The 27,000-nt window shown below is 61.6% G+C and carries 28 protein-coding genes; all 28 read right to left on the bottom strand.

The genetic code is table 11. From position 1 onward, the window contains the following. Positions 1 to 9: 9 nt before the first annotated feature. On the bottom strand, positions 10 to 798 hold the full coding sequence (locus ACNFCJ_RS11110) for a protein phosphatase CheZ (RefSeq protein ID WP_416771356.1): 789 nt from the start codon (positions 796 to 798) through the stop codon (positions 10 to 12). Between the two features lie 19 nt (positions 799 to 817). Continuing rightward, positions 818 to 1,192 carry a chemotaxis response regulator CheY gene (locus tag ACNFCJ_RS11115; RefSeq protein ID WP_169968482.1) on the bottom strand — a complete coding sequence of 125 codons (375 nt, stop codon included), beginning with the start codon at positions 1,190 to 1,192 and terminating at the stop codon, positions 818 to 820. A gap of 99 nt (positions 1,193 to 1,291) precedes the next feature. After that, on the bottom strand, positions 1,292 to 2,038 hold the full coding sequence (fliA, locus tag ACNFCJ_RS11120) for an RNA polymerase sigma factor FliA (protein WP_416771358.1): 747 nt from the start codon (positions 2,036 to 2,038) through the stop codon (positions 1,292 to 1,294). Further along, positions 2,035 to 2,865: a flagellar synthesis regulator FleN gene (gene fleN, locus ACNFCJ_RS11125; protein WP_162843938.1), complete on the bottom strand. Its 831-nt coding sequence runs from the start codon at positions 2,863 to 2,865 to the stop codon at positions 2,035 to 2,037. Before fleN ends, fliA begins: the two co-directional genes overlap by 4 nt. A 91-nt stretch (positions 2,866 to 2,956) precedes the next feature. Then, positions 2,957 to 4,267 carry a flagellar biosynthesis protein FlhF gene (gene flhF / locus ACNFCJ_RS11130; RefSeq protein WP_416771360.1) on the bottom strand — a complete coding sequence of 437 codons (1,311 nt, stop codon included), beginning with the start codon at positions 4,265 to 4,267 and terminating at the stop codon, positions 2,957 to 2,959. Positions 4,268 to 4,278: 11 nt separating this feature from the next. Continuing rightward, entirely contained in the window at positions 4,279 to 6,426 is a 2,148-nt protein-coding gene (flhA, locus tag ACNFCJ_RS11135) for a flagellar biosynthesis protein FlhA (RefSeq protein ID WP_416771362.1), read from the bottom strand. 83 nt (positions 6,427 to 6,509) lie between these two features. Further along, complete coding sequence (gene flhB, locus ACNFCJ_RS11140) at positions 6,510 to 7,646, bottom strand: flagellar biosynthesis protein FlhB (RefSeq protein WP_416771363.1); 1,137 nt, start codon at positions 7,644 to 7,646, stop codon at positions 6,510 to 6,512. Between the two features lie 2 nt (positions 7,647 to 7,648). Then, complete coding sequence (gene fliR, locus ACNFCJ_RS11145) at positions 7,649 to 8,425, bottom strand: flagellar biosynthetic protein FliR (RefSeq protein WP_416771365.1); 777 nt, start codon at positions 8,423 to 8,425, stop codon at positions 7,649 to 7,651. Between the two features lie 153 nt (positions 8,426 to 8,578). Beyond that, positions 8,579 to 8,848: a flagellar biosynthesis protein FliQ gene (fliQ, locus tag ACNFCJ_RS11150; RefSeq protein ID WP_416771367.1), complete on the bottom strand. Its 270-nt coding sequence runs from the start codon at positions 8,846 to 8,848 to the stop codon at positions 8,579 to 8,581. 11 nt (positions 8,849 to 8,859) lie between these two features. After that, entirely contained in the window at positions 8,860 to 9,645 is a 786-nt protein-coding gene (fliP, locus tag ACNFCJ_RS11155) for a flagellar type III secretion system pore protein FliP (RefSeq protein ID WP_416771369.1), read from the bottom strand. Next, on the bottom strand, positions 9,645 to 10,076 hold the full coding sequence (gene fliO / locus ACNFCJ_RS11160) for a flagellar biosynthetic protein FliO (protein ID WP_416771371.1): 432 nt from the start codon (positions 10,074 to 10,076) through the stop codon (positions 9,645 to 9,647). The genes fliP and fliO overlap by 1 nt, the downstream gene beginning before the upstream one ends. Positions 10,077 to 10,078: 2 nt before the next feature. After that, positions 10,079 to 10,546: a flagellar motor switch protein FliN gene (gene fliN, locus ACNFCJ_RS11165; protein ID WP_416771373.1), complete on the bottom strand. Its 468-nt coding sequence runs from the start codon at positions 10,544 to 10,546 to the stop codon at positions 10,079 to 10,081. Positions 10,547 to 10,617: 71 nt separating this feature from the next. Then, the gene (gene fliM, locus ACNFCJ_RS11170; protein WP_416771375.1) at positions 10,618 to 11,589 is read right to left on the bottom strand and encodes a flagellar motor switch protein FliM; all 972 of its coding nucleotides are present in this window, start codon (positions 11,587 to 11,589) and stop codon (positions 10,618 to 10,620) included. Positions 11,590 to 11,601: 12 nt separating this feature from the next. Beyond that, positions 11,602 to 12,120 carry a flagellar basal body-associated protein FliL gene (fliL, locus tag ACNFCJ_RS11175; protein WP_416771377.1) on the bottom strand — a complete coding sequence of 173 codons (519 nt, stop codon included), beginning with the start codon at positions 12,118 to 12,120 and terminating at the stop codon, positions 11,602 to 11,604. Between the two features lie 229 nt (positions 12,121 to 12,349). Beyond that, the gene (locus ACNFCJ_RS11180) at positions 12,350 to 13,576 is read right to left on the bottom strand and encodes a flagellar hook-length control protein FliK (protein WP_416771378.1); all 1,227 of its coding nucleotides are present in this window, start codon (positions 13,574 to 13,576) and stop codon (positions 12,350 to 12,352) included. Positions 13,577 to 13,643: 67 nt separating this feature from the next. Further along, positions 13,644 to 13,997 (bottom strand): Hpt domain-containing protein, encoded by a 354-nt coding sequence (locus ACNFCJ_RS11185; protein ID WP_099523130.1) that lies wholly within the window; start codon positions 13,995 to 13,997, stop codon positions 13,644 to 13,646. A 30-nt stretch (positions 13,998 to 14,027) separates the two neighbouring features. Then, positions 14,028 to 15,716 carry an ATP-binding SpoIIE family protein phosphatase gene (locus ACNFCJ_RS11190; RefSeq protein ID WP_416771379.1) on the bottom strand — a complete coding sequence of 563 codons (1,689 nt, stop codon included), beginning with the start codon at positions 15,714 to 15,716 and terminating at the stop codon, positions 14,028 to 14,030. Positions 15,717 to 15,718: 2 nt separating this feature from the next. Further along, positions 15,719 to 16,024 (bottom strand): STAS domain-containing protein, encoded by a 306-nt coding sequence (locus ACNFCJ_RS11195; RefSeq protein ID WP_416771381.1) that lies wholly within the window; start codon positions 16,022 to 16,024, stop codon positions 15,719 to 15,721. An 85-nt stretch (positions 16,025 to 16,109) separates the two neighbouring features. Next, complete coding sequence (fliJ, locus tag ACNFCJ_RS11200) at positions 16,110 to 16,559, bottom strand: flagellar export protein FliJ (protein ID WP_021489636.1); 450 nt, start codon at positions 16,557 to 16,559, stop codon at positions 16,110 to 16,112. Between the two features lie 70 nt (positions 16,560 to 16,629). After that, the gene (fliI, locus tag ACNFCJ_RS11205) at positions 16,630 to 17,976 is read right to left on the bottom strand and encodes a flagellar protein export ATPase FliI (protein WP_416771383.1); all 1,347 of its coding nucleotides are present in this window, start codon (positions 17,974 to 17,976) and stop codon (positions 16,630 to 16,632) included. Then, positions 17,966 to 18,754, bottom strand: a complete 789-nt coding sequence (gene fliH, locus ACNFCJ_RS11210; RefSeq protein ID WP_416771385.1) for a flagellar assembly protein FliH — start codon at positions 18,752 to 18,754, stop codon at positions 17,966 to 17,968. The genes fliI and fliH overlap by 11 nt, the downstream gene beginning before the upstream one ends. 3 nt (positions 18,755 to 18,757) lie before the next feature. Beyond that, on the bottom strand, positions 18,758 to 19,774 hold the full coding sequence (gene fliG, locus ACNFCJ_RS11215) for a flagellar motor switch protein FliG (RefSeq protein ID WP_143506669.1): 1,017 nt from the start codon (positions 19,772 to 19,774) through the stop codon (positions 18,758 to 18,760). Then, positions 19,767 to 21,551 carry a flagellar basal-body MS-ring/collar protein FliF gene (gene fliF, locus ACNFCJ_RS11220; RefSeq protein WP_416771386.1) on the bottom strand — a complete coding sequence of 595 codons (1,785 nt, stop codon included), beginning with the start codon at positions 21,549 to 21,551 and terminating at the stop codon, positions 19,767 to 19,769. The genes fliG and fliF overlap by 8 nt, the downstream gene beginning before the upstream one ends. Positions 21,552 to 21,561: 10 nt before the next feature. After that, entirely contained in the window at positions 21,562 to 21,891 is a 330-nt protein-coding gene (fliE, locus tag ACNFCJ_RS11225) for a flagellar hook-basal body complex protein FliE (protein WP_013714978.1), read from the bottom strand. 125 nt (positions 21,892 to 22,016) lie between these two features. Then, complete coding sequence (locus tag ACNFCJ_RS11230; RefSeq protein WP_416771387.1) at positions 22,017 to 22,346, bottom strand: GIY-YIG nuclease family protein; 330 nt, start codon at positions 22,344 to 22,346, stop codon at positions 22,017 to 22,019. Positions 22,347 to 22,580: 234 nt separating this feature from the next. After that, the gene (fleR, locus tag ACNFCJ_RS11235) at positions 22,581 to 23,996 is read right to left on the bottom strand and encodes a sigma-54-dependent response regulator transcription factor FleR (protein ID WP_416771389.1); all 1,416 of its coding nucleotides are present in this window, start codon (positions 23,994 to 23,996) and stop codon (positions 22,581 to 22,583) included. A 3-nt stretch (positions 23,997 to 23,999) separates the two neighbouring features. After that, the gene (locus ACNFCJ_RS11240; RefSeq protein ID WP_416771390.1) at positions 24,000 to 25,214 is read right to left on the bottom strand and encodes a sensor histidine kinase; all 1,215 of its coding nucleotides are present in this window, start codon (positions 25,212 to 25,214) and stop codon (positions 24,000 to 24,002) included. 281 nt (positions 25,215 to 25,495) lie between these two features. Then, positions 25,496 to 26,971: a sigma-54 dependent transcriptional regulator gene (locus ACNFCJ_RS11245; RefSeq protein WP_279916249.1), complete on the bottom strand. Its 1,476-nt coding sequence runs from the start codon at positions 26,969 to 26,971 to the stop codon at positions 25,496 to 25,498. Between the last annotated feature and the right edge of the window lie 29 nt (positions 26,972 to 27,000).

Raw genomic sequence — 27,000 nt, forward strand, 5'->3', positions numbered from 1 at the left:
GTGTGCTCCTTAGAACCCTAGACTGGACAGCAGGTCGTCGACATCGTCCTGGCTGGAGGCAACGTCATCACGCTTATCGGCATAAATCTGCGGACCTTCACCCCGCGATGGTTCTTTTAATTTTTCCTGTTCGGCGCGCAGCACGTCGTGGTTGTGCTGAATGCCGGCAAAACGGTCGACCTGGCTGGCCATGAGCATCAGCTTGAGCAGGTTGCTTTCCACTTCGGTCACCAGTTGGGTGACACGTTTGATCACCTGGCCGGTGAGGTCCTGGTAGTCCTGCGCCAGCAGAATGTCATTGAGGTGACCGGACAGTTTGGCGCCATCTCGCTCGCTACGGGCGAGGAACAGCTCGACCCGCTTGGCCAGTTCACGGAAGCCATCGGCACCGATCTCGCGGCGCATGAAGCGGCCCCATTCGACGTTCAGGCTCTGCGCTTCATCGCTCAGATCATTGACCAGCGGCGCACTCTGCTCGACCAGATCCATGGTCCGGTTGGCGGCCTTCTCGGTCATGGTCACGACGTAGTTCAGACGCTCGGTAGCGTCGGCGATCTGCGACAGCTCTTGGGCATGCGGCATACGCGGATCGAGTTGAAAATTGACAATGGCGTTGTGCAGTTCACGGGTCAGTTTGCCGACCTCGTGATACAGCCCGCGATCACGGACCTTGTTCAGCTCGTTGATCAGCTGCACCGCGGCGCCGAAATTACCCTGTTCAAGGCTATCGACCAGATCGCGGGCGTTGTTTTTCAGGGTCGACTCGAGGTCACCCAGCGTGGAGTCATCGTGTCCCATAGCACCCTCGCGGCTGGCATCAGCCGTTGACCCGCTCGAAGATCTTCTCGATCTTTTCCTTCAGCACCTGAGCGGTGAAGGGTTTGACCACGTAACCATTCACACCGGCCTGAGCCGCCTCGATGATCTGATCGCGCTTGGCTTCGGCGGTCACCATCAGCACGGGCAGGTGCTTGAGGCGCTCATCGGCGCGCACGGCACGCAGCAGGTCGATGCCGGTCATGCCGGGCATGTTCCAGTCGGTCACCAGAAAGTCGAAGCTGCCGCTTTGCAGCATCGGCAGAGCCGAGGTGCCATCGTCGGCTTCTGCGGTGTTGGTGAAACCCAAGTCCCGCAAGAGGTTCTTGATGATCCGTCGCATCGTCGAGAAATCGTCAACGATGAGGATTTTCATGTTCTTGTCCAAGTCGACCTCCGTACAGTCCCAAACGTATTGCGCTTGCAACTACGTCCTTTAATCGTGAAACCGTTTGCGCCCGCAAGTACGCCGTCTTCAGCCAGCGCGCCATTCACTCAGCCGCGAGCGCAAACGCGCCGCGCACTGGCTGTGCAACTGGCTCACGCGCGACTCGCTAACCCCCAGCACTTCACCGATTTCCTTCAAGTTCAGTTCTTCATCGTAATACAGCGCCAGCACTAGACGTTCACGCTCCGGCAAGCCGGCGATGGCATCGGCCAAAGCCGCCTGGAAGCGTTCGTCTTCGAGGTCCCGCGAAGGTTCGAGGTGGGTGTGCCCGGCGTCTTCGTGCAGCCCGCCATGCTCGCCGTCCTGCAAGAGGTCGTCGAAACTGAACAGCCGGCTACCCAAAGTGTCGCCAAGAATGCCGTAGTAATCTTCCAGACTCAATTGGAGTTCGGCCGCAACCTCGTGATCTTTAGCGTCGCGCCCGGTTCTCGCTTCAACGGTGCGGATCGCATCGCTCACCATGCGGCTGTTGCGATGCACCGAACGCGGCGCCCAATCGCCCTTGCGCACCTCATCGAGCATGGAGCCGCGAATGCGGATACCGGCGAATGTTTCGAAACTCGCACCTTTGCCGGAGTCGTATTTGCGTGAGGCTTCGAGCAGGCCGATCATCCCGGCCTGGATGAGATCATCGACCTGCACACTGGCCGGTAGACGGGCCAGCAGGTGGTAGGCGATACGCTTGACCAGCGGTGCATAACGCTCGATCAGCTGGTGCTGGGAGTCCTGCACCTGAGCCTTGTTGTACATACGAAGTCCAGAGGCTGCTGTCATACGGCCGAGTCTGCAGTCGGTTGCTGCACCAGACGCTCGACAAAAAACTCCAGATGGCCACGGGGATTGGCCGGCAGCGGCCAGGTGTCAACCTTCTGAGCTATCGCCTTGAACGCCAGAGCGCACTTGGAGCGAGGGAAGGCTTCATAGACTGCGCGCTGTTTCTGCACGGCCTTACGCACACACTCATCGTAAGGCACGGCACCGACGTACTGCAGGGCGACATCGAGGAAGCGATCCGTCACCTTGGTCAGCTTAGCAAAGAGATTGCGCCCTTCCTGCGGGCTGTGCGCCATGTTGGCCAGAACGCGGAAGCGGCTGATACCGTGATCACGATTGAGCAGCTTGATCAGCGCGTAGGCGTCGGTGATCGACGTGGGCTCGTCGCAGACTACCACGAGGATCTCCTGCGCCGCGCGCACGAAGCTGACCACTGCATCACCGATCCCCGCGGCCGTATCGATCACCAGCACATCGAGGTTCTCACTGATATCGCTGAACGCCTGGATCAGGCCTGCATGCTGCATCGGCGTAAGGCTGACCATGCTCTGCGTACCGGACGCTGCTGGCACGATACGAACGCCACCTGGCCCTTGCAGCAGGACATCGCGCAGGTCGCATTCGCCCGCAATGACATCGGCCAGCGTGCGCTTGGGCGTCAAACCCAGCAGCACGTCGACATTGGCCAGGCCCAGGTCGGCATCCATCAGCATTACCCGACGACCGAGATCGGCCAGGGCCATGGACAGATTCACCGACACATTGGTCTTGCCGACGCCACCTTTGCCGCCGGTCACCGCGATCACCTGTACGGGATGCATACCCATGTTCTCTTTACACCTTGTCTAACTTCGACTTGGCCCTCAGGCCGTTCACTCTCGCGCCACCTGCGCGAGAGGGTGCAACATTCTCGCCGTTTCAGCTGGCTCGCTGCGCCGGCTTGTGGTAAAGGCCGGCGAACATCTGCGCCATGGCATCTTCACTCGGTTCCTCGGTGGCCTGCAGCCCTACTGCACGACTGACCAGTTGATGGCTGCGCGGCACTTGCAGATCATCAGGGATCCGCGGCCCGTCTGTGACATAGGCTACCGGCAGTTGCTGGCCTATAGCCAGACCTAAAACCTCGCCCAGGCTCGCCGCCTCATCCAGTTTCGTCAGTATGCAGCCTGCGAGGCCACAACGCTTATAACTATGGTAGGCCGCCTTGAGCACTTGGCTCTGACTTGTTGCCGCCAGTACCAGATAATTCTTCGCCTTGATGCGTGCCGAGGCCAGGCTTTCCAGCTGCAGGCGCAGCGCCGGATCGTTACCCGGCAGGCCAGCGGTATCGACCAGCACCACGCGCTTCTTGGCCAGCGGGGCCAAAGCCTGCAGCAGAGACTGACCGGGGTCGATCTGGGTCACCGAAACGCCCAGGATACGCCCGAGCGTCTTGAGCTGCTCCTGCGCACCGATACGAAAACTGTCCATGCTCACCAGAGCGACCTGTTGCGCGCCGTACTTAAGCACGTAGCGGGCGGCCAGCTTGGCCAGCGTAGTGGTCTTGCCCATGCCGGCGGGACCGACCAGCGCGATCACTCCGCCCTCTTCCAGCGGCTCGACCTTGGGCGTTTTGATCGCATGAGCCAGGTGCGCCAGCAGCATGCGCCAGGCCTGACGAGGCTCGGCCACGCCGGCCACTTTGCCCAGCAGCGCTTGGGTCAATTCGGCGGACAGCCCCATGCGCTGTAGGCGACGCCACAGATTGGCTTGTTGCGGGCGGCGGTTCTGCAGTTGTCCCCAGGCGATAGAGCCCAGTTGCACTTCGATCAGCTCACGCAGGCCGTTGAGCTCGAAGCGCATGGCATCCAGCGCACGTGGATCGACCGCCGGCGCAGCAGGCGCTACGGCCTCGACCGGGCGCTGCGGCTTGACCGGAGTCGCTGGCAGCTCGGGCGCCAGCAAGGATTCATTGGCGAATAATTGACGGTCCTTGCCGGCATCCTGCTCGGCACGGGTGGTCAGCTCGGCCTGGGCACTGGCGATGCGCGCCTGGGTCTTGCGCAGCTCGGCTTCCAGCGCCGGGTTCGGACGTACCGGCGTCGGCGCCTGATAATCCAGCGCAGCAGTCAGCTCGACACCACCAGCAACGCGGCGATTGCCGATGATCGAGGCGTCGGCGCCCAATTCATCACGCACCAGTTTCATGGCGGTCCGCATATCGGCGGCGAAGAAGCGTTTGACCTGCATGACCCTTTACCTCAGTTCTGGCCAACCGTAGCGACTATGGTGACCTGCTTGTTGTCCGGAATTTCCTGGTACGCCAGCACGTGCATGCTGGGTACTGCCAGCCGCGCGAAGCGCGACAACATCGCCCGGACCGGTCCGGCCACCAGCAGAATCACCGGTTTGCCGAGCATCTCCTGGCGCTGCGCCGCTTCCACCAGGGAACGCTGCAGCTTCTCGGCCATGCCCGGTTCGAGGAGGATGCCATCCTCACCGCCTTGACCGGCCTTCTGCAGACTGTTCAGCAATATCTGTTCCAACCTTGGCTCGAGGGTTATCACAGGCAGCTCCGGCTCTAGTCCCACGATGCCTTGCACGATGGCGCGGGCCAACGAGACACGTACCGCAGCGACCATCGCGGCGGGATCTTGACTCTTCGGCGCGACGTTGGCGATGGCCTCGGCGATGGTGCGGATGTCCCGCACCGGCACCTGCTCCTGCAACAGCGCCTGCAGCACCTTGAGCAGGGTCGACAGCGATACCAGCCCCGGCACCAACTCTTCGGCCAGCTTCGGCGAGCTTTTGGCCAGCAACTGCATCAGTTGCTGCACTTCCTCGTGGCCCAACAGCTCATGAGCATGCTTGTGCAGGACCTGGTTGAGGTGAGTGGCCACCACGGTACTGGCGTCGACCACGGTGTAGCCCAGCGACTGCGCCTGATCGCGCTGAGTGGGGTCGATCCACACGGCCTCCAGACCGAATGCCGGATCCTTGGCGGCGATGCCATTCAGCGGACCGAACACCTGACCGGGGTTGATCGCCAACTCGCGATCCGGATACACCTCGGCCTCGGCCACGCTGACACCCATCAGCGTCAGGCGATAAGCGTTGGGCGCCAAGTCGAGGTTGTCGCGGATATGCACCGAGGGCATGAGAAAACCCATTTCCTGCGACAGCTTCTTGCGCACCCCCTTGATCCGCGCAAGCAGCTGCCCCCCCTGGTTGCGGTCTACCAGAGGAATCAGGCGATAGCCTACCTCCAGGCCGACCATGTCCACCGGAGTGACATCGTCCCAGCCCAGTTCCTTGACCTCCTGAGCCTTCTGCGCCGGCAGCAGCTCCTGCTGGCGCTGCACCTCCTTGACCTCTTCTTCCTTGACCTTGCGGTTCTTGTGAGCGATCCAGTAGGCGCCACCGGCCGCCACCAGACCAAGGCTGATGAAGGAAAAGTGCGGCATACCCGGCACCAGCCCCATGGCGATGAGGATCGCGGCCGCCACCGCCAGCGCACGCGGTGACGCGAACATCTGCCGATTGACCTGCGCGCCCATGTCTTCGGAGCTGGAAACACGGGTCACCATCACCGCCGCGGCGGTGGACAGCAACAGCGAGGGAATCTGCGCGACCAGACCATCACCGATGGTTAGCAGGGTGTAGACCTTACCGGCGTCGGCGAAGGCCAGGCTGTGCTGCAGCACGCCGATGGCGATGCCACCGATGAGGTTGATGAACAGGATCAACAGGCCGGCGATGGCATCGCCACGGACGAACTTGCTGGCACCGTCCATCGAACCGTAGAAGTCTGCCTCTTGCGCCACCTCGCTGCGGCGCTTCTTGGCCTCGTTCTGATCGATCAGGCCAGCATTGAGGTCGGCGTCGATAGCCATCTGCTTGCCAGGCATGGCGTCGAGGGTGAAGCGCGCGCTCACCTCGGAGATACGCCCGGCGCCCTTGGTGACCACCACGAAGTTGATGATCATGAGGATGGCGAACACCACGATACCAACCACGTAGTTGCCGCCGATCACCACCTCCCCGAAGGCCTGGATCACCTGACCAGCCGCGCCATGCCCTTCGTGACCATTGAGCAGCACCACACGGGTCGAGGCCACGTTAAGCGCCAGACGCAGCAGCGTGGCGGCCAGCAGGATGGTGGGGAAAACAGCGAAGTCCAGCGGGCGCAGCGCGTAGATACTGACCAGCAACACGACGATGGACAGCGCGATACTGAAGGTGAACAGGGTATCGAGCAGAAACGCCGGCACCGGCAACATGACCATGCCGAGCATGACCAGCAGCAGCAGCGGAATGCCCAGGTTGCCATGGCGCAAACCTGCAAGGTTGCTGCGTACATCACCGATTAACTGTGCGCGATCTACTGCCACGTCCCTACCCCAAGCCATTCAATCTTTTGACGCGAAAGTGCGCCCTAGAGAGGTCATGGCAAGAAGCGTTCCAGAAGTGACACGACAGCGCGCTACACGCCCTAAGAGTCGCGGCGTAGATCCGCCGGGATCGGGAAGTCCGGCAGCGGGCCTGGGCGCTTGCCCTTGCCGGCCTGGTACTGGCGAAGCTGATAGACGTAGGCCAGCACCTGAGCCACGGCCAGATACAGGCCAGCAGGAATTTCCTGGTCCAGCTCGGTGGAGTAATACACCGCACGGGCCAATGCCGGGGACTCCAGCACCATCACCTTGTGCTCCTGGGCGATCTCGCGAATCTTCAGCGCCAGGAAGTCGCCGCCCTTTGCCAGCAACACCGGTGCGCTCCCCTTCTCCGGGTCGTACTTGAGCGCTACGGCGAAGTGCGTCGGGTTGGTGATGACCACGTCAGCCTGCGGCACGGCTTGCATCATGCGGCGTTCGGCCATCTCACGCTGCAGTTGACGAATACGTCCTTTGACTTCGGGCTTGCCCTCGGTGTCCTTGTATTCGTCGCGCACCTCCTGCTTGGTCATCATCAGCTTCTGCTTGTGACTCCACAGCTGGAACGGCACATCCACGGCAGCAATCAGGATAAGCCCGCAGGACAGCCAGAACGCACTCCAGCCGACAACCTTCAGGCTGTGTAGGATGGCGGGCTCGACGGGCTCGTTGGCAATGGCCAGCAGATCGTCCTGGTCCACCGAGAGCACTACCAGCGCTACCGCAAGGATTACCAGAAACTTGGCCAGCGCCTTGAGCAACTCGACCAACGCCTGAACCGAGAACATGCGCTTGAGGCCCGCCAATGGGTTCATGCGGCTGGCTTTGGGTTGCAGCGCCTCGGCAGAAAACAACCACCCCCCGAGCGCGATGGGGCCAGCGATGGAGGCGATCAACAACGCAATGAAAAAGGGTTGCACCCCCAGCAATGCCTGCTTGCCCGAAGCCAGCAGATAAAGCGCCATGCTGCGTTCGCTCATCAGCACATCGCGCGGCAAGCTGAAATTGCCGCGCATGACATCCATCAACACATTGCCCATGTAGGCGCCGAAAATGATCAGGGCGACAGTGCCGGTGAGCGTCACCGCCACCGTGTTGAGTTCCTTGGACCGAGCGATCTGGCCTTTCTTGCGCGAGTCTTCAAGTCGCTTGCCTGTGGGTTCCTCGCTCTTGTCAGCGCCGCTCTCGCTTTCCGCCATCGCTACCTCACAAGAGCGAATTCGCTCAGCTGTTGCAGGGCTTCGCTGGCCAGCGCCTGGAACAGGTTGCCGAAATCGGAAAGCCCCACCCAGAAAATCACCAGGCCCATGGCCAGGGTCAGGGGGAAGCCGATGGAAAAGATGTTCAGTTGCGGCGCGGCGCGCGTCATCACGCCAAACGCCAGGTTGATCACCAGCAGCGCGGTTACCATGGGCAGCGTCAACAACAGGCCGGCGCCGATCACCCAGCCCAGTTTGCCAGCCAGCTCCCAGTAATGATTGACCATCAGCCCTTGCCCGGACGGCAGCGTGACGAAGCTTTCCGCCAGAATTTCCAGCACCACCAGATGGCCGTTGATGGCCAGAAACAGCAAGGTCACCAACATCAGCATGAACTGGCCAAGCACCGGCACCGACACACCATTGGTGGGGTCGACCATGGAGGCGAACCCCAGGCCCATCTGCATGGCGATGATCTGCCCAGCGACGGCGAACAGATGAAAGAACAACTGCAGAATAAAGCCGAACATGGCGCCAATCAGCACCTGCTCGAGGATCAGCAGCAGACTACGCAGGCTCAAGGCATCGACCTGCGGCATCGGTGGTAGCGTCGGTACCAGCACCACACTGATGGCCAGTGCCAGGTAGAGGCGCACGCGGGTTGGCACCAGCTGGGTGCCGATGATCGGCATCACCATCAGCATCGCGGCGATACGAAACAACGGCAGCAGGAACTGGCCGACCCAGCCGCTGATCTGCTCGTTGCTCAACTCCAACATCGCCGCGCCTCAGAGCTCATGAAGAAAACGTCGCGAGCGAAGGCAGGTCGCGTTTCGCCTGCGCGCAGCAAGCGGAGTGTATTGAAATACATGAGCATTGCGAGCACAGCCGAAGCGCGAGATGCCGAGCGCAGTAGATTTATTCATGAGCTCTCAGCCGATCAGGTAGGGAATGTTGTGTATCAGCGTCTGGGTGTACTCCATCAACTGACTCACCAGCCAGGGGCCGGCCCAGATCAGGGTGATCAACATCACCATCAGACGCGGCAGAAAGCTCAAGGTCTGTTCGTTGATCTGCGTAGCCGCCTGGAACATGGCCACGATCAGACCGACCACCAGGCTTGGCACGACTGCCAGACCGACGATCAGCACGATCAGCCAGAGCGCTTCGCGAAACAGGTCAACCGCCACCTCGGGAGTCATCAAAAGCCTCGCTATAACGTGCCGAAACTGGCGGCCAGGGTGCTCATGATCAGCGCCCAGCCATCAACCAGGACGAACAGCATGATCTTGAACGGCAGGGAGATGATCAGCGGCGACAGCATCATCATGCCCATCGCCATGAGGATACTGGCGACCACCATGTCGATGATCAGAAACGGAATGAAGATCATGAAACCGATCTGGAACGCGGTCTTCAGCTCGGAGGTGACGAACGCCGGTACCAGGATGGTCAGCGGCACGTCCTCGACGCCCGCCAGGTCGGTACGCTTGGACAGTCTTACGAACAGCGCCAGGTCGCTCTCGCGGGTCTGCGCCAGCATGAAATCGCGGATCGGCCCCTCTGCACGGGTCAGAGCCTCCTGAGCGACGATCTCCTCATTGAGATAGGGCTGCAGGGCATCGGTGTTAATCCGGTCGAAAATCGGCGCCATGATGAACATCGTCAGAAACAGCGCCAGACCGACCAGTATCTGGTTCGAGGGTGTCTGTTGCAGGCCAAGGGCCTGACGCAGGATGGAGAAGACGATGATGATCCGGGTGAAACTGGTCATCAACATGACGAACGCCGGGATGAAACTCAGCGCCGTCATGATCAGCAGAATCTGCAGGCTGACCGAGTATTCCTGCTGCCCCTGGGCGTCGGTGGACAGGGTGATGGCGGGGATCGACAACGGGCTGCTGCCCGTCTGGATCAGCGAATTGCCTGCAGGAGGGTCCTCGGCGAACGCCAGAGAAGCGGCGAGGCTCAGCACCAGCACCAGCAACAAACGCAGCATCAGGATTTGTCCTTCTGATCCTTGCCCATCAGCTCCATCAGGCGCTGGGCGAACTCTGGCGCGGCCTGCTCGGCATCGGCCAGATGCACTGGCTCCTTGAGCACGTGCAGCGGGGTAATGCGCCCAGCGGACAGCCCCAGCAAAATCTGCTCGTTGCCTACCTGCACCAGCACTAGGCGATCACGCGGGCCGAGCGCCTGGCTCGACAACAGCTTGATTACCTGCCCGCCCTTCGGGTTCAGTTGCTGTACTCGGCGCAACAGCCAAGCGAGCAGGAAGATCAAACCGATCACCAGCAACAAGCCAAGCAGCAACTGGCCGAGCTGACCGGCTATGTCGCTGCCAGCCATGGGAGTCGCTGCCTTGCCGGCAGGCTCGGCAGCCATGGCCGCCAGAGGCATGCTGAGAAACAGAGCGAGAAGACGAGCCATGGTCAGCGCAGCTTCTTGATACGTTCGCTGGGGCTGATCACGTCGGTCAGGCGAATGCCGAACTTCTCGTTGACCACCACCACTTCGCCATGAGCGATCAACGTGCCGTTGACCAGCACATCGAGCGGCTCACCGGCCAGGCGATCCAATTCGATCACCGACCCCTGATTGAGCTGCAGCAGGTTACGGATGGTGATGTCGGTATTACCCACCTCCATCGAGATGGACACCGGAATATCCAGGATCACATCCAGATTCGGCCCATCCAGGTTGGCCGGCAGGTTGATGGGTGGCGGCGCGCGACCGAACTCCTCCATCGGCGCACGCGGGGCTACCGGTTGTGCAGCGGCCTGCCCGGCCAGCATCGCATCGATATCGTCCTGCCCCGCATCACCGGCTTCTGCCAGCGCGGCAGCCCACTCATCGGCCAGCGCCTGTTCCTCTGGGGAGGTGTTTTCTTCGTCTGCCATCGTGATTCCTCGCCTGGCTTCTGCTATTCGTTCACGCCGGGCTTAGTCAGCCCTGGAGAGTTACCAACGCCTCAGCGTTGGCGTTCGATTGGTTCCAGCACCTGCAGGGCCAGATTGCCCTTGTGCGCTCCCAGCTTGACCTTGAAGGTCGGCACGCCATTGGCGCGCATGACCACGTTGTCCGGCAACTCCACGGGGATCACATCACCCGGCTGCATATGCAGGATGTCGCGCAGCTTCAACTGGCGGCGGGCGACGGTGGCGGCCAGCGGCACGCTGACATCGAGGATGTCCTCGCGCAGGGCCTTGATCCAGCGCTCGTCCTGATCGTCGACATCGGATTGGAAACCGGCATCGAGCATTTCGCGGATCGGCTCGATCATCGAGTACGGCATGGTGATGTGCAGATCACCACCACCACCGTCGAGCTCGATATGGAAGGTGGACACCACCACCACTTCGCTGGGGCTGACGATGTTGGCCAACGCCGGGTTGACCTCGGAGTTGACGTACTCGAAGTTGATATCCACCACCGCGTGCCAGGCCTCACGCAGGTCGACAAACGCCTGGTCGAGCACCATGCGCACCACGCGCAGCTCGGTGGGGGTGAACTCGCGCCCCTCGATCTTGGCGTGACGGCCATCACCGCCAAAGAAGTTGTCCACCAGCTTGAATACCAGCTTGGCATCGAGGATGAACAGGCCCGTGCCGCGCAACGGCTTCATCTTCACCAGGTTAAGACTGGTGGGCACATAGAGCGAGTGCACGTATTCGCCGAACTTCATCACCTGCACGCCACCGACGGCGACATCGGCCGAGCGGCGCAGCAGATTGAACATACTGATGCGCGTGTAACGGGCGAAACGCTCGTTGATCATCTCCAGAGTGGGCATGCGCCCTCGGACAATACGATCCTGACTGGTCAGATCATATTGTCTGACGCTACCCGGTTCCGCGGCGTCCTCGGTTTCCACCAGGCCGTCATCGACACCATGCAGCAGCGCATCGATCTCGTCCTGGGAAAGCAGGTCTTGCACGGCCATCTTCGGCTCCCGCTACTGCAACACGAAATTGGTGAACAGCACATGTTCGACGACAGTGCTGCCGGTTTCTTTCTGCGCCAGTTCCTGCACGCTGGCCAGTGCCTGCTGCAGGAGTATCTCCTTGCCCAGCGGCGTTTGCAGCGTAGTGAAATCCTGACCGGAGAGCAGCATCACCAGACGATTGCGCAACACCGGCATATGCACCTTGAGCTTCTCCATGCCGGCAGCATCGCGGCCCATCAGGGCCATGCTCACCTGCAGATAGCGGGTACGATTATCGTGATTGAAGTTGACCACAAAGGCTGGCATTAGGCTCTGATACACGGCCGGCTGACGAACAGGAGCGGCAGCAGCAGCCTCTTCTGGCTTGGCCTCCTCGTGCTTGTCGCCCTTGCTCAGAATGAACCAGGCAACGCCAATGGAAAGGCCGACGGCCAGGAGCAGACCCACCACGATCAGGATGATGAGTTTGAGTTTGCTCTTGCCGGCGGGTTGTCCATCGGCAGCCGGTGCCGCTTCTTTCTTAGCCATGCCAATAATCCGTCACTATCGGAGTTCTTTCCGCATTCAAAGGGTTAAGAGCAAGTGTTATGCCAGCATATGAGCAGGCTTGTCTAACTCTGGGCTGCGGATTTAACAGCGCCAGCTACTTGCTGTCACCCAAAATGCATTCGCCCGGGCACCTTTCGGCAACCCGGGCGAATACAAGTCTAGCGGAGGAACACCGATAATCGGGCATTGCTCAGCGTTTGAGCACTACTTATGCGTAGTAGTCGACCAGCCCGCGGCCAGAGGTCAAACGCTCACTGCGCACTTCCTGATGGACGCCCGGCTGCAGCTCGTCACTGGCTAGCAGATCATCACGCGAGCCAGAACCACCACGACCGCCCTCGCCCTGCCCCTGCCAGCCGCGGTTAAGCGACTGATCGGAAACGCTGGCATCGGCCAGATTCATGCCTTGCTGCGCGAACAGCTCACGCAAGCGATGCATCTGCCCTTCCAGCGCTTCGCGCACCCCGGCATTGGGGCTGGCAAACGTCACCTGGGCCTGATCCTGGGACAGGTTCACCCGCACCTCGAGACGCCCCAATTCCGCCGGGTCCAGTTGAATTTCAGCCGACTTGAGGTTCTGACTGGACAACCACATGACGCGATCGACAACCGCCTCGCTCCAGCCCCCCTGATGCATGGCCACCGGCTGGCCGGGCACCAGCGGCGCGCGCTGGGCGGCGCCGACCTGATGATTGAGCGCCTGCGTCAGCGCATTGAGCTTGCTGACGAACTGATCCGGGCGATTGGGCTGAACGCTGTCCTTGAGACTTTCCAAGGCATCCTTGGCCAGGCTTTCCAGCGGCAGGTCCAGCACCGACTCGTCAGAGCTCTCGGCCGCCTCCTCCCCCTTGCCCATAGCGGACATGGCCGCAGCGAAGTCCGTGCTGGTCGCCACCCGCGTGCTCTTGATCGCAGCGTCTTGCGACAACTGCGCCTTGCCCGCTTCTTCTGCCGGCTGCTTGAGCTGCGCCAGCGGATCGAGAACATCTTCCTCCAGCACTGGCTCAGCAGTATCGGCAGCACTGGCATTGGCACCGGTGATCACCAGCGCCGGCAACTCCGGCGAGTCCTGGGTGACCGCAGCATCCTCTACTTGCACCTGGATACCGCCCAGTGCCATCGCCAACAACGGGTCGAGCTCTTCTTCAACGCCCTCCTGGGTCGGCAAGGAATTGCCGGGGGCGGCAACCGAGGGCTGCTCGGCGACAGAAGAAGCAGTGTCAGCCGTTCCTGAAGAAGCAGCAGGCTTCTGCTCCTGGCTGGATTTATCGGTACTGCCAGTACGCTCACCAGGCTTGGCCTGGCGCTCCTTGGCATACATATCGGCAAAGCTGGAAGCACCGTTTTTTCTGGGCTCCGGCGCTATGGCCGGCTGCTTCGCTTTGCTCTTCACCTCAGGCGTAGCCTGCAAGCTTAGGTCGGGCAACGCGGACATGGACGCTCTCCGTCTGATGGGTCGTGACGGGATCAGAGCAAAGGACGGGCCAACTCGTGAAAAGGCATCAGAGGCGGTAACGCTGGCGCTCGGATTTGAACAGGATGCGCACGATGGCGAACTCACGCTCGACCTGCTCGATCAGCGCCGGGGCCAGGTCCAGTGCCTCGCGCCGACCGGCGTCCTCGAGTTCCTTGCACAGGCTGGCCAACAGTACCGCGCCCATGTTGCTGCAACTGCCCTTGAAGCTGTGCGCAGCCAGTCGCAGCCCCTGCGCATCATCCTCGGCCTGCGCCTGATGCAGCAGGCGCAAACGCTCTTCGGAATCGGCAACGAAGGTATCGAGCAAAATCGGGTACTCGTCTTCCATGACGTCCTGCAGTGCCGCCAGGACGGCATCGTCGAGATGGATATCGGACACCGGGTCACTCCCTGAACATCAAGGCCCGGATTATGCCTCAGCGGACCAACAAAACTCCACGCTGACGCCTCGTCCGTCGGGGCCGCAACCAAAACCGTCGCTCAGCTCACGGACCAGCGCCAGACCGCGCCCGCAAAGCGCGTCATCTCGCATTGTCACGACATTGTCTGGATCGAAACCTGGCCCGCTGTCCTCTATCCCGACGATAAGGCGGCCGCCATTTCCCTCAGGGAGCATCTGCAGGTGAAAGCGCACATAGCCATCGTGTAATGACGCCAGACGCAAACGCCGCTCTCGGTAGTACTCGGCAAAGCCGCTGGCATCCTGCTTGAGCGAGGAATCCAGCCCCATCACACCATGCTCCAACGCATTGGAATAGAGCTCGGCGAGCACGGTATACAGCTCGCCGCCACGCGGTCGCAACGCCCGTACGTCCAGCAGCAGTTGCAACAAGAATGGCAACGGATTGAAATGGCGCAGGCTCAGCGCACGAAACTCGAAACTGGCCGACCAGTCCATCACGCTGCCCTGGCCGCTATCGGCAAAAGCCAGCGGCCGGGGGCGCTCGTCGTCTTCGACAAGCCCGACCTGGACCATGCTGACGTCGTCCTGCTGTTCACCGCGGAACGCCACCAGCGCCTGCTGGATTTCCTCGAACAAGGCCTGCGGCTGCCGATTGGCCTGCAACAGCCGGAGCAGGCGTTCCTCGCCAAACAGCTGGCCGCACTGGTCACTGGCCTCGAGTACCCCGTCGCTAAGCAGAAAGATGCGATCCCCTGGCGCTAGCGGATAGACCTCGCAGCGGTCACTGAACGCCGCAGGCTCCAGAATCCCCAGCGGCAGATGGCGAGATACCAATGGCTGACGCGGACGGCCATCGGCATGCAGCAGATAACCATCCGGCAGCCCGCCGTTCCACACTTCGAGCAGCCCACGCTTGCTGCTGATATTGAGCAAGGTGGCGCAGCAGAACACCCCAACCGGCAGGATGCGCTTTAGCTTGGCGTTGATCTCGCGAAGGATCTCGGCGAGCGCATGGCCTTTGGCGGTCATGCCATAGAACACCTCGGCCAGCGGCATAGCGCCAATAGCCGCCGGCAAACCATGACCGGTGAAATCACCCAGCATCACGTGCATGCCGCCTGACGGCTTGTAGGCTGCCAGTAACAAATCACCGTTGAACAGCGCATAAGGCGACTGCATGTATCGGATGTTTGGCGCATCCAGGCAGCCGGAATGTGCCACCTTGTCGAATACCGCCTTGGCTACGCGTTGCTCATGCAGCAAATGCTCGTTGTGCAGGGCAATCAGGTCGCGCTGCTGCAATACCGTATCGTGCAGACGGCGCAGGCGGTCCATGGCCCTGATCTTGGCCTCGAGTATCACCCGGTTATAGGGCTTGGCGAGAAAATCGTCGCCACCGGCCTCCAGGCAACGCACCAGCGCCTCCCCCTCGGTCAGCGAGGTGAGAAAGATGATCGGCACCAGCGCCTCGCCGGCCTGATCCTTGATCCGCCGCGCCGCCTCGAAGCCATCCATCACCGGCATCAGCGCATCCATCAAGACCAGATGCGGACGCTCCTGCTCGAACAGGGCGACAGCCTCAAGACCATTGCTGGCGGTCAGTACGCGGTGCCCCTGACGACTGACGATGGTGGACAACAGCATGCGGTCGGCCGCGTTGTCCTCGGCAATCAGGATCGCAAGACGCTCATGCATGCTCAGCTGATCTTGAACAACTGCTCGAAGTTGGAGATGGCGAGGATCTTGCGCACGTCACTGCTGCAGTTGAGCAGGCTAATCTGCGCCGAATCGCCTCCTGCGTGATCGCGCAAGAGCAGCAGCATCCCCAGTGCCGAGCTATCCAGATAACTGGTGTCACGCAGGTCGACCCGGTAGCGCTTGGGCGTCACGCTGACGCGCTCATAGGCGTCACGAAATTCCTGGTGGGAGGCGAAGTCGAAGCGTCCTCGAATCACAATGGTCAGCTCTTGCCCATCTGCCGAGGGCTGCGAGGTAATGGCCATGTCTACTCCTTTGTCGAGACTCTGCCAGATAGGGCAATTTACGTCTGAAGGTGTAGCATTTGGCCGGCGACGAAACAACCTCTATTCAGGGCTCGCCACGGTCTATCAAGCGCTGCGCCAGCTCGTCGAGCAGTTTTTGTTCGCGCTTGTCCTCGGCCAATCGGGCTTCGTCAATGTAGCGCTGGACCAGTTTGCGCAGACCCTCGAGACGCGCATAGCGCTGCTGCCAAACAGCACGCACCTTTTCCAGATTGGCGCGGTGCCACTCCAGACTTTGCTGCTGCTGGCCGACCGCGGTTTCAAGCTGTGACAAAAAGCGCTGGTAGTTCATCAGCCACTGGCCGGAAACGCCCTTGCTGCCCTCACTGATCCACTGCTGCTGGTAGTCGCCACGAAAACGCTCCAGCTCGCCCAGCTTGGCCTCGGCCTGCCCCACCAGCCCTTGGCAATGCCCGAGCTGGCGCGCGGCCTCGCGCTCGGCCTTTTCTGCCATCTCGACGACCGGCTGCAGACGCTTTGCGCGGCTCAGGCTCATCCGCGCCCCGTAGGGCGGGTGCAACCCGCCAGATCGCCCTGGCGGGTTACACCCGCCCTACTGCAACAGGTCACTGTCCCAACACCCCGGCCAGCTGCTCGCGGCTCTGCGCCATTGACACGTTCTCGTCGAGGCCCTGACGCAGGTACTGAGCCATGACCGGCTGACGGGCGATGGCCTGATCGGTATCCGCGTCGCCGCCCGGAACATAGGCACCGACACTGATCAGATCGCGACTCTGTTGATAGCGCGACCACAACTGCTTGAAACGCTGCGCCTGCTTGAGCTGCTCGGGCGGAACCACCTGCGGCATGACCCGGCTGATCGAGGACTCGATATCGATAGCGGGATAGTGCCCTTCCTCGGCCAGGCGCCGGGACAGGACGAAGTGCCCGTCGAGCACACCACGTGCAGCATCGGCGATGGGGTCCTGCTGGTCATCCCCCTCACTCAATACGGTGTAGAACGCGGTGATCGAACCGCCGCCGGCTTCGGCGTTGCCGGCACGCTCGACCAGTTTGGGCAGCTTGGCGAATACCGACGGTGGGTAGCCCTTGGTCGCTGGCGGCTCACCAATGGCCAGGGCGATTTCGCGTTGGGCCTGGGCATAGCGGGTCAGCGAATCCATCAGCAGCAGAACGTTCTTGCCCTTGTCGCGAAAGTACTCGGCGATGCGCGTGCAGTACTGCGCGGCGCGCAGACGCATCAACGGCGCCTCGTCGGCCGGCGAAGCGACCACCACGGAACGCTTGAGGCCTTCCTCGCCGAGGATCTCGTCGATGAACTCCTTGACCTCACGCCCGCGCTCACCGATCAGCCCGACCACGATAATTTCGGCCTCGGTAAAACGGGTCATCATGCCCAGCAACACGGACTTGCCCACGCCGGTACCGGCGAACAGGCCCAAGCGCTGGCCACGCCCGACGGTAAGCAAACCGTTGATCGAACGAATACCAACATCCAGCGACTGGCTGATGGGGTCGCGGTTGAGCGGGTTGATGGCAGGGCCATCCATCGGTACCCAGTCCTCGGCCTTCATCCCGCCCTTGCCATCCAGGGCGCGGCCGGTGCCGTCGAGCACTCGGCCGAGCATCGACATGCCCATAGGCAGGCGCCCGGTATCCGGCAACGGCACTACGCGCGCACCTGGCGCGATACCGGCCAGGCTGCCGACCGGCATCAGGTAGATCTTGCCGCCGGAGAAGCCCATGACCTCAGCCTCGACCTGCATCGGGTGATAGCTGTCGCTGTTGATCACCAGACAACGGCTGCCGATGGCGGCGCGCAAACCTTCGGCCTCCAGGGTCAGGCCGACCATGCGCAGCAGGCGCCCTTCCACCACAGGTTGGCTGGGCAGGTTGATCGCTTCGACATAGCCCGCCAGGCGTCTGGCGAAACTGATCCGCTCAAGGTGCATCGACGGCATCCAGATCCAGGTCGATGTCCGCTTCCGGCGGCTGAGAGACTTGCGCGCGCTGCTGCTCGAACAATTGCTTGAGCGCCTGCGCCATACGCGTCTCGACGCTGGCGTCGATCTGGCTATGCTCCGACTCGATGCGGCACCCACCTGGCAACAGGCTGTCGTCCTCGAGGATGCGCCAGTTTTCCTCATGACGCTCGCGCAGCGCCTTGATCGTTTCGAAGTCCTGGGGGTTGACCTGAATGCGCACGTTGCCCGCCCCCATCGGCAGCAGCTTGAGCGCTTCGCGCAACACCTGGCGAATCTGACTGGAGTCGGTGCTTAGTTCGCGCTGAATCACCTCGCGCACCATATGACTGACCAGACGCACCATGGCCACTTCCATCTGCTGGTCCTGCTCGGCAATCGGATCGAGCAACTGCGTCATGAGCCTTTCCAGGCTGCCGACCTTCAGCGCCAAGGCCGCGTCGGCCTCCTGCTTGGCCTTGATCTGGCCGGCATGAAAACCGTCCTTCTCGCCGGTGGCGAAGCCTTCGTTGTAGGCGTCCTGGCGGATGGCTTCGAGTTCATCGAGCGTCAGCGGCTTGACGTCCTCGACCGCTACCTCCTCGACCTGCGCGGCCGGCTCCTCGGCCACCGCTGCCGGCGCCGGCTCGGCCACCGCCTCCTCGGGCTCGGCGCCCGGCGCATCGAAGCTGGGCAACGCCCAGCGATCGAAGACACCGAGGTCCTTGGCGCGGATCAGCTCGCTTTCCGACTCCTTGTTGGCGGACATGACTTAGACCATCTCCTCGCCGCCCTTGCCGCCAAGCACGATCTCTCCGGCTTCGGCCATGCGCCGGGCGATGGTGAGAATTTCCTTCTGCGCCCCTTCGACATCGCTGACGCGCACCGGCCCTTTGGCCTCCAGGTCGTCACGCAGCAACTCGGCCGCACGTTTGGACATGTTCTTGAACACCTTGTCCTTGATCGCCTCGTCGGCCCCCTTGAGCGCCAGTACCAGCACCTCGGACGAGACCTCGCGCATCAGCGCCTGGATGCCACGGTCGTCGACATCGGCCAGGTTGTCGAAAACGAACATGAGGTCTTCGATCTGTGTCGACAGGTCTTCGTCCACTTCGCGGATGGAGTCCATCAGTTGACCTTCCACCGAGCTGTCGAGGAAGTTCATGATGTCCGCCGCACGCTTGACGCCGCCCATGGCGGCGCGCGTGGTGTTGGCGCTGCCGGAGAACTGCTTCTCCAGGATCTGGTTGAGTTCCCTGAGCGCGGACGGCTGCACGGTATTGAGCGAGGACACGCGCAGGATGATGTCTAGGCGCACCTTGTGGTCGAAATGGCTGAGCACTTCGCCGGCCTGGTCCGGATCGAGATAGGCGACGACGATGGCCTGGATCTGCGGGTGCTCGTAGCGAATCACGTCGGCAACAGCACGCGGCTCCATCCACTTGAGGCTGTCCAGGCCACTGGTGCTGCCGCCCAGCAGGATGCGGTCGATCAGATTACCAGCCTTATCCTCACCCAGCGCAGAGGTGAGCATCTTGCGAATGTAGGCATCGGAACCTACGCCGAGGCTGGTCTGGTCGCCGACGATATCGACGAACTCGGCCATTACCTGCTCGACCTGCTCGCGATGAATGTTACGCATGCCAGCCATGGCCACACCGACGCGCTGCACCTCTTTCGGCCCGAGGTGACGCAACACCTGCGCGGCATCGGTTTCGCCCAGCGAAAGCAGCAGAATCGCGGCCTTGTCGACCTTGTTCAGCTTGGTAGCAGTGCGATTGTCACTCATCGGCGTTGATCCACTCTTTCACGACCTGGGCGACGCGGCCAGGGTCTTCCGCCACTAGGCTCTTGATAGCGTTCAGTTGCGCATCATACCCCTCACTAGGGCTAGGCAACATGATGCTCTGCGGGCCGCCAAGGCTGACACGGTCATCGGACAGCTCGCCATCCAGACCTGCCATCGAGCCAAGCTCCACATCACCGGAGCCTGCCAGCTCCTTGCCCCTGCCACCGCCGGTGATGTTGTTGAGCACAGGACGCAACACGCCGAACACCAGCACCAGGATGAACAGGACGCCAAGCACCTGCTTGACGATGTCCCAGAACCAGGGCTGGGTGTAAAACGGAATATCCGGAATTTCCTCGCCCATCGACGCGGTGAACGCCGTGTTGATCACGCTGACGCTATCGCCGCGACTGGCATCGAAGCCCACCGAATCCTGAACCAGACGAGTGAAGCGCGCCAGGTCATCGGCGGTCCAAGGCACCCGGCTGCTTTCGCCGGTGGCCGGGTCGACACGTACCTGGTCGTCCACCACCACCGCCACCGACAGACGACGCAGGCGCCCCTGCTGCTGACGGGTGTAGCTGATGGAACGGTCCAGCTCGAAATTACGAGTGGACTGCTCACGCTTGTCGGCCGGATACGGGGCGAGCATCGGCTGGCCGGTTGCCGGATCCATGATCTGCTGACCGTTGGCATCGACCAGCGGCTGACCAGCCGCTATCGGACCGGCCGGAGCGGCAGCGCCTGCAGCCTGCTGCGGAGCGGCAGCCGGGCCCGGTGGTTGATTGGACAGCGCGCCCGGCACGCCTTGCGGCGGCAGACTGCTCTGACGCTGTTCGTTGACCTGTTGCTCGCTGCGCAGCGCGGGTTGATCCGGATTGAACATTTCGGAAGTGGATTCAACCGAGCTGAAATCCACATCAGCCGACACTTCGGCCTTGTAGCGACCGGTACCCAGCACCGGCTGCAGAATATTGTGCACACGCTGGGTGAATAGCGTTTCCATACGGCGGGTGTAGTCGAACTGCTTGCCAGCCATGCTCAGCTCAGACAGCTCCTGCTGATCGGAAAGCAGATTGCCCTTCTGGTCGACCACCGTGACTTGACCCTTGTCCAGCTCAGGCACACTGGTCGCCACCAGATTGACGATCGCCATGACCTGACTGGGCTCCAACCCACGTCCCGGGTAAAGCTCGACAAGCACCGAGGCAGACGGCTTACGCTCGTCACGTACGAAAACGGAAGCCTTGGGCATCGCCAGATGCACGCGCGCTGCTTTGACGTTATTGAGGCTGGCCACCGTGCGCGCCAACTCGCCCTCAAGGCCGCGGCGATAACGGGTTGCCTCCATGAACTGGCTGGTACCCAGACCCTGCTCACGGTCGAGAATTTCAAAACCGACGCTGTTATCGGTCGGCGCCACGCCAGCGGCAGCCAGGCGCATACGCGCACGGCTCAGATCGTCGGCCTTGACCAGCAACGCGCCGGAGTTGGGCTCGACGGTGTAGTTGATACCCGCAGCGCTGAGGGTTTCCACCACCTGAGTGGCGTCCATTCCATTGAGGCTGCCATAGAGCGGGCGATAGTCCGGCTGCTGCGACCAGAGCACCACGGCAAAACCGATAGCCACGCTGGCAGCCAGACCGACCAACAGGCCGAGCTGACGCAGCACCGACATCTCGGCGAGATTTTCCAGGAAGCTAAGGCCCAGCAGGGGCTTCTTCGGCTCGCCTGACTCGGCCTTGGCCGGTACGTTTGCTACTACTGCTTCAGCCATGAATCAATCCTCAGACCGGCATCTGCATGATGTCTTGATAAGCCTGGACCAGCTTGTTACGCACCTGGGTCATGGCCTGGAAGGATACGCTGGCTTTCTGCGAGGCGATCATCACATCGGTGAGATCGACCCCGCTCTGCCCCATCTCGAATGCGGTCGCCAGTTTATTGGAAGCCTGCTGGGTCTCGTTGACCTTATTCACCGCCTGGCCGAGCATTTCCGAGAAACTCGGCGCCCCTTGCACTGGCTCGCTCGCAGCAGGCTTCTGACGCGCCATGGCCTCAGCCTGCATGGAACGCATTTCCAGCATCAAGCGATTGAATTCGACACCTTGGCTCATGACTTCCTCCACTGCCCGCTTTTTGACACTAGCGGCGCTATGCAGGGGTATTTGCAACAAGGGTGCCAACAAAGCAGCTTATGGGAATCAGATCGGGAACACGCAGATAGATGGGGTAGCCACCGTCATCCCAGCGAAGGCGGGGACCCAGCAGCAAGAGAAGAATCGCCAACAATCTCTGACCAAAGATCGAGCCATTGCGGATTTCGCTCTTCGATCAGGCGCAGCTTCCAGGCACGATTCCATTTCTTGATCGCCTTCTCCCTGGCTATCGCGCCACTCATACTTTCATGCTGCTCGTACCACACCAGCAACTTCACTCCATAGCGGAGTGTAAAGCCCTCAACGGCTCCCTCTCTATGCTGCCAGACACGCCGCAGCAGATCCGCTGTAACTCCGGTACAGAGCGTGCCATTACGCTGACTGGCCATAATGTAAACGGCGGGTTGTTTCATGCTGCAGTCCTTTGCAGATTGGGGCCTCCATAGGTATGAAGGGCTATTCAGCGATTGATTTGAGCCCGAACGAAAAATCGCTCTCCTACAAGCCAGGACAACCTTAGCACCGCGGCTGGATCCCCGCCTTCGCGGGGATGACCTCGGTTTTTCTATCATCGTCATCCCCGCGAAGGCGGGGACCCAGGCCACCCTGTCAGCGGTATCTCCTCTCCCCCGCACAACTAGGCAAAACTAACTGGCGTACAGATAAGCCTCGACATCCATCCCCGCATCTCGCATCTGCGCCAGCTTGTATCGCAGGGTGCGCGGGCTGATCCCCAGGCGTTCGGCGGCCTCCTTGCGGCGACCGCGCTCGGCACGCAGGGTATCGATGATCACCTGAAACTCGCGACGGCGAAGATCCTCGCCCAGCGCGCCGGCATCGACCGCACCCGGCGACTCAACCGGTTGCGCCATTGGCGGCGCCACGCTCGGCACCACGGCCAGGCGCGGTGCCGTACCCTGCACCGATTGGCCGATGGGCGCATGCAGGCACAGATCCTGCGCCTGAATCACCCCCCCCTGCTGCAGGATCAATGCGCGTTGAATGGCGTTGTCCAGTTCGCGCACATTGCCCGGCCACTGATGCTGTACCAGGCTCTGCGCAGCGGACTCGGACAAACGCACCGGCGCCTGATTCATTTTTTTGACGTGCTTGGCCAGCAGCCGCTCGGCCAGCGGCAGAATGTCGGCAGGCCGCTCACGCAACGGCCGCCAGGCCAAGGGGAAGACCGACAGTCGATAATAGAGGTCCTCGCGGAAGCGTCCTGCGGCAACCTCGCTAGCCAAGTCACGGTTGCTGGTGGCCAGCACGCGAATATCCAGGTTGATTGGCTTGCGCGCCCCGACCCGTTCCACCTCACGCTCCTGCAGCACACGCAGCAACTTGGCCTGCAGCCCCAGCGGCATTTCGGAAATCTCGTCGAGCAGGATGGTGCCACCGTCGGCCAACTCGAACTTGCCGGGCTGAGCGGTGACCGCACCAGTGAATGCGCCCTTCTCATGCCCGAACAACGTGGCCTCGAGCATGTTGTCGGGAATCGCCGCACAGTTGATGGCGATGAAAGGCCCAGAGGCGCGCGGCGACTGCTGATGGATATAACGCGCCAGCACCTCCTTACCGGTCCCCGACTCACCCGTGATCATCACCGTCGAATCACTCTGCGCCACGCGTGACGCCAACTCCAACAGCTGCACGCTGGCCGGCTCGAGCGCTACCGGACCATCGCAATCCCCCGCCGTCAATTTACCGAGAGCGTGCTTGGCCACCAGCTCCAGCAGCGTGCGCGGCTCGAACGGCTTGACCAGATAATCAGCGGCGCCCTGGCGGATGGCATCCACCGCCCGCTCCACCGCGCCGAAGGCCGTCATCAGCAATACCGGCAGTTGCGGATAACGACTACGAATCTGCGCCAGCAGTTGATGACCATCCATACCCGGCATGTTGACGTCGCTGACCACCAGCCCGAACGGCTCTTCGGTCAACGCGACCAACGCCGCCTCGGCGCAATCGACCGCCCGATAATCATGCCCGCCCAGGCACAGGGTATCGGCCAGGGCTTCGCGCAGGGCGCGATCGTCTTCAACCAGCAGGACTTTGGCAGCCATGGGTTACTCCTGATTCGAGTGAGACGCCGCATCAAGCAGCGGCAGAGAAACGATGGCGCAGGTACCACGACCCGCACGCGATTGCAGCAGCAACTGGCCCTGGTGGGCGCGCGCCACAGCCTTGACCACGGCCAGGCCGAGGCCGGTCCCGGTAGTCTTGGTGGTGAAAAACGGCTCCCCCAGGCGCGCCAGGGTTTCCTGATTCATACCGGGCCCATTGTCACTGACGCACAGGCGCAACTGGTTGTCGCGGCGGTACAGATGGACCTTCAGACGCGCATCGCGCCCAGCCGCTTGTATGGCGTTATCGATCAGATTGAGCACAGTGCCGACCAACGTGTCACGGTTGCACAGCAGTTCGCCGTCACGCACATCGCACTGCCAGCGCACGGCCATATCACCCACATGGGCATCGGCAGCAGCACGCAGCGCGTCGAACAAGACAGGCGGCGACAGACGATCCGGCAACGGCAGCTCGCCACGGGCAAAGATCAGCATGTCGCGCACCTGATTTTCCAGCTCGTGCAAACGCTCCTTCAAACGCCCAGCGAAACGCTGCTGTTGTTCGGCCGGCAGCACCTGTTCATTTAGATGGCTTGCGTAGAGCAACGCTGCGGAAAGTGGTGTACGGATCTGATGGGCCAGGGAGGCGACCATGCGCCCCAGCGCCGATAGCCGTTCATGGCGAGAAAGCTGATCCTGCAGGCGACGGGTTTCCGTCAGGTCGGTCAGTAGCACAAGCTGCCCCGGCTCCCCGTGCAGGGAACGCGTGGCAATGGACAGACGGCGGCCGTCGCGCATGGAAATTTCATGACCATCGTCTTCGCGCGGGGCAAAGTTGCGTGCGATCACCTGACGCCAGAGCATGCCCACCAGGGGCTGGCCGAGCAGCGCACGCGCCACGGGGTTGGCCTCGCGCACGACGCCCTGACCGTCGATGACGATCACACCGCCAGGCAACAGATCCAGCAGGCTTTGCAGACGATGGGCCAGGCGCTCCTTCTCCGCCAGTTCCTGCATGCGCTGTGCACTGACCAGCGCCAGTTGCCCCTTCAGCTCATTGACCCGCGCCTCAAGCAGGCTGTAGGACTCGCTGAGCTGATTGGACATCTGATTGAACAGGGCAAAGGCCTGCTCCAGTCCCGCGCGGCTGGCTTGTTCGAGCGGTGCGGAGCCGCTTGGCTCGGCTGACTCGGTAGGACGAAGGTTGGCTTCCATCTGCTTCTCTCGTACGACGTACCGTCAGAAGACGGTCAGATACAAGAGCTTTAGCAATCCCCGTGCCTACTTTTTTGTTCTTATTTTTCAAATACTTGAAAAAACAAAGCCGGAGCTTGCGTCAAAGCTCCGGCTTTCTTTGCGGCGTTACGGATATTCTGAAAAAGTTACTTACCGTCACTCCCGCGAAGGCGGGAGCCCAGGAGTTTCGCAGGTTCTGGATTCCCGCCTGCGCGGGAATGACGAGTTTTCCAGAGTTTCCTTAGCCTGAGGCTAAGGAATCAATCCTCGTCCTGGCCATCCTCTTCGCGGCGGCTCATGCCGTACTTGCGCATCTTCTCGACCAGCGTGGTACGGCGAATCCGCAGGCGCTCAGCAGCGCGCGCCACCACACCACCAGCATCATCCAGCGCCTGCTGGATAAGACCCTGCTCCAGGTTGCCCAGATAATCCTTCAGATCCAGCCCCTCCGGCGGCAGCATGGCTGGCGTATCGAGGCCCGGCAAACCGGCCATGATCGCAGCGCGCTCTTCCATTTCATCACGCAGACTGGCCGCAAGCTGCTCATCCTCGTCATCGACATGACGGAACTTCTTCGGCAACTCGCCCACCCCGATCACCCCGTAGGGATGCATGATCGCCATGCGCTCGACCAGGTTGGCCAACTCACGTACGTTGCCCGCCCAGTCATGACGGCACAGCGACATAATGGCGGCCGAGTTGAAGCGAATGGAGCCGCGCTTCTCGTGCTCCATGCGCGAGATCAGCTCGTTCATCAGCAGCGGGATATCTTCGATACGCTCGCGCAGCGGCGCCATCTCGATGGGGAAGACGTTGAGGCGGTAATACAGATCCTCGCGGAAACTGCCGTCCTCGATCATCTTCTCCAGGTTCTTGTGCGTGGCAGCGATGATGCGCACATCGGCGGTCTGCGTCTTGTTGCTGCCGACCCGCTCGAAGGTCCGTTCCTGCAGCACGCGCAGCAGCTTGACCTGCATCGGCAGCGGCATGTCACCGATCTCGTCGAGAAATAGCGTACCGCCGTTGGCCAGCTCGAAGCGCCCTGCCCGGCTAGTGATGGCGCCGGTGAAGGCGCCCTTCTCGTGACCGAACAGCTCGCTCTCCAGCAACTCGGCCGGAATGGCGCCGCAGTTGACCGGCACGAAGGGTGCCTCGCGACGCTTGGAGTGATAATGCAGATTGCGCGCTACAACTTCCTTGCCAGTTCCGGACTCACCGAGGATCAGCACGCTGGCCTCGGTATCGGCCACCTGCTGCATCATCTGTCGCACCTGCTGAATGGCGCGACTGGTACCCACCAGGCTACGGAACAGATTGGGCTCACGCTGCCGACCACGATCACGGGCCTGGTCGTACATTTCACGGTAGACCTGGGCGCGATGCAGCGAGTCGAGCAACTTGTTATAACTGAGCGGCGTCTCCAGACTGGCCAGCACGCGCCGACGCAAGTCTTCCGGCCACTCGGCAATACTGACATCACCCACCGTCAGCAAGGGCAGAAACTCATCCCACCCGGCAAGCTGCTTGGTCAGTTCAAGCGCGCCGCCCTTGGCCTCGACATCGCCCAGCAAGACACTCAGCACCTCGCGACTGGACTCAAGCCCAGCCACGGCACTGCGCCAGTCCTGGCTTGTACAGGCCAGATGCTCCTCCCCGAGAAAGCTCAGAATGATCGCCAGTTCGTGGCGGCGCGCAGCATTGTCATCGATCAACAGGATTTTGGTTTCACGCCACATCTTGTGCTTGTCTGACCCGAGGAGTTAGG

The sequence above is a fragment of the Pseudomonas sp. NY15364 genome (genome assembly GCF_048068235.1).
In the GTDB taxonomy this organism is placed as follows: Bacteria; Pseudomonadota; Gammaproteobacteria; order Pseudomonadales; family Pseudomonadaceae; genus Aquipseudomonas; species Aquipseudomonas mendocina_D.

Bases quoted from the DNA above. Each gene is read 5' to 3' on its own strand.
- flhA (WP_416771362.1), bottom strand. From the start codon at position 6,426: ATGGCTTGGGGTAGGGACGTGGCAGTAGATCGCGCACAGTTAATCGGT.
- flhB (WP_416771363.1), bottom strand. From the start codon at position 7,646: ATGGCGGAAAGCGAGAGCGGCGCTGACAAGAGCGAGGAACCCACAGGC.
- ACNFCJ_RS11180 (WP_416771378.1), bottom strand. From the start codon at position 13,576: ATGTCCGCGTTGCCCGACCTAAGCTTGCAGGCTACGCCTGAGGTGAAG.
- fliE (WP_013714978.1), bottom strand. From the start codon at position 21,891: ATGAGCCAAGGTGTCGAATTCAATCGCTTGATGCTGGAAATGCGTTCC.
- ACNFCJ_RS11245 (WP_279916249.1), bottom strand. From the start codon at position 26,971: ATGTGGCGTGAAACCAAAATCCTGTTGATCGATGACAATGCTGCGCGC.
- fliG (WP_143506669.1), bottom strand. From the start codon at position 19,774: ATGAGTGACAATCGCACTGCTACCAAGCTGAACAAGGTCGACAAGGCC.
- fliR (WP_416771365.1), bottom strand. From the start codon at position 8,425: ATGTTGGAGTTGAGCAACGAGCAGATCAGCGGCTGGGTCGGCCAGTTC.
- fliH (WP_416771385.1), bottom strand. From the start codon at position 18,754: ATGTCCGCCAACAAGGAGTCGGAAAGCGAGCTGATCCGCGCCAAGGAC.
- fliL (WP_416771377.1), bottom strand. From the start codon at position 12,120: ATGGCTAAGAAAGAAGCGGCACCGGCTGCCGATGGACAACCCGCCGGC.
- fliJ (WP_021489636.1), bottom strand. From the start codon at position 16,559: ATGAGCCTGAGCCGCGCAAAGCGTCTGCAGCCGGTCGTCGAGATGGCA.
- ACNFCJ_RS11115 (WP_169968482.1), bottom strand. From the start codon at position 1,192: ATGAAAATCCTCATCGTTGACGATTTCTCGACGATGCGACGGATCATC.
- ACNFCJ_RS11110 (WP_416771356.1), bottom strand. From the start codon at position 798: ATGGGACACGATGACTCCACGCTGGGTGACCTCGAGTCGACCCTGAAA.
- fleN (WP_162843938.1), bottom strand. From the start codon at position 2,865: ATGGGTATGCATCCCGTACAGGTGATCGCGGTGACCGGCGGCAAAGGT.
- fliI (WP_416771383.1), bottom strand. From the start codon at position 17,976: ATGCACCTTGAGCGGATCAGTTTCGCCAGACGCCTGGCGGGCTATGTC.
- ACNFCJ_RS11195 (WP_416771381.1), bottom strand. From the start codon at position 16,024: ATGGCCATTACCTCGCAGCCCTCGGCAGATGGGCAAGAGCTGACCATT.
- ACNFCJ_RS11240 (WP_416771390.1), bottom strand. From the start codon at position 25,214: ATGGAAGCCAACCTTCGTCCTACCGAGTCAGCCGAGCCAAGCGGCTCC.
- ACNFCJ_RS11230 (WP_416771387.1), bottom strand. From the start codon at position 22,346: ATGAAACAACCCGCCGTTTACATTATGGCCAGTCAGCGTAATGGCACG.
- fliM (WP_416771375.1), bottom strand. From the start codon at position 11,589: ATGGCCGTGCAAGACCTGCTTTCCCAGGACGAGATCGATGCGCTGCTG.
- flhF (WP_416771360.1), bottom strand. From the start codon at position 4,267: ATGCAGGTCAAACGCTTCTTCGCCGCCGATATGCGGACCGCCATGAAA.
- fliQ (WP_416771367.1), bottom strand. From the start codon at position 8,848: ATGACTCCCGAGGTGGCGGTTGACCTGTTTCGCGAAGCGCTCTGGCTG.
- fliA (WP_416771358.1), bottom strand. From the start codon at position 2,038: ATGACAGCAGCCTCTGGACTTCGTATGTACAACAAGGCTCAGGTGCAG.
- fliP (WP_416771369.1), bottom strand. From the start codon at position 9,645: ATGCTGCGTTTGTTGCTGGTGCTGGTGCTGAGCCTCGCCGCTTCTCTG.
- ACNFCJ_RS11190 (WP_416771379.1), bottom strand. From the start codon at position 15,716: ATGCATGAGCGTCTTGCGATCCTGATTGCCGAGGACAACGCGGCCGAC.
- fliO (WP_416771371.1), bottom strand. From the start codon at position 10,076: ATGGCTCGTCTTCTCGCTCTGTTTCTCAGCATGCCTCTGGCGGCCATG.
- fliN (WP_416771373.1), bottom strand. From the start codon at position 10,546: ATGGCAGACGAAGAAAACACCTCCCCAGAGGAACAGGCGCTGGCCGAT.
- fliF (WP_416771386.1), bottom strand. From the start codon at position 21,551: ATGGCTGAAGCAGTAGTAGCAAACGTACCGGCCAAGGCCGAGTCAGGC.
- fleR (WP_416771389.1), bottom strand. From the start codon at position 23,996: ATGGCTGCCAAAGTCCTGCTGGTTGAAGACGATCGCGCCCTGCGCGAA.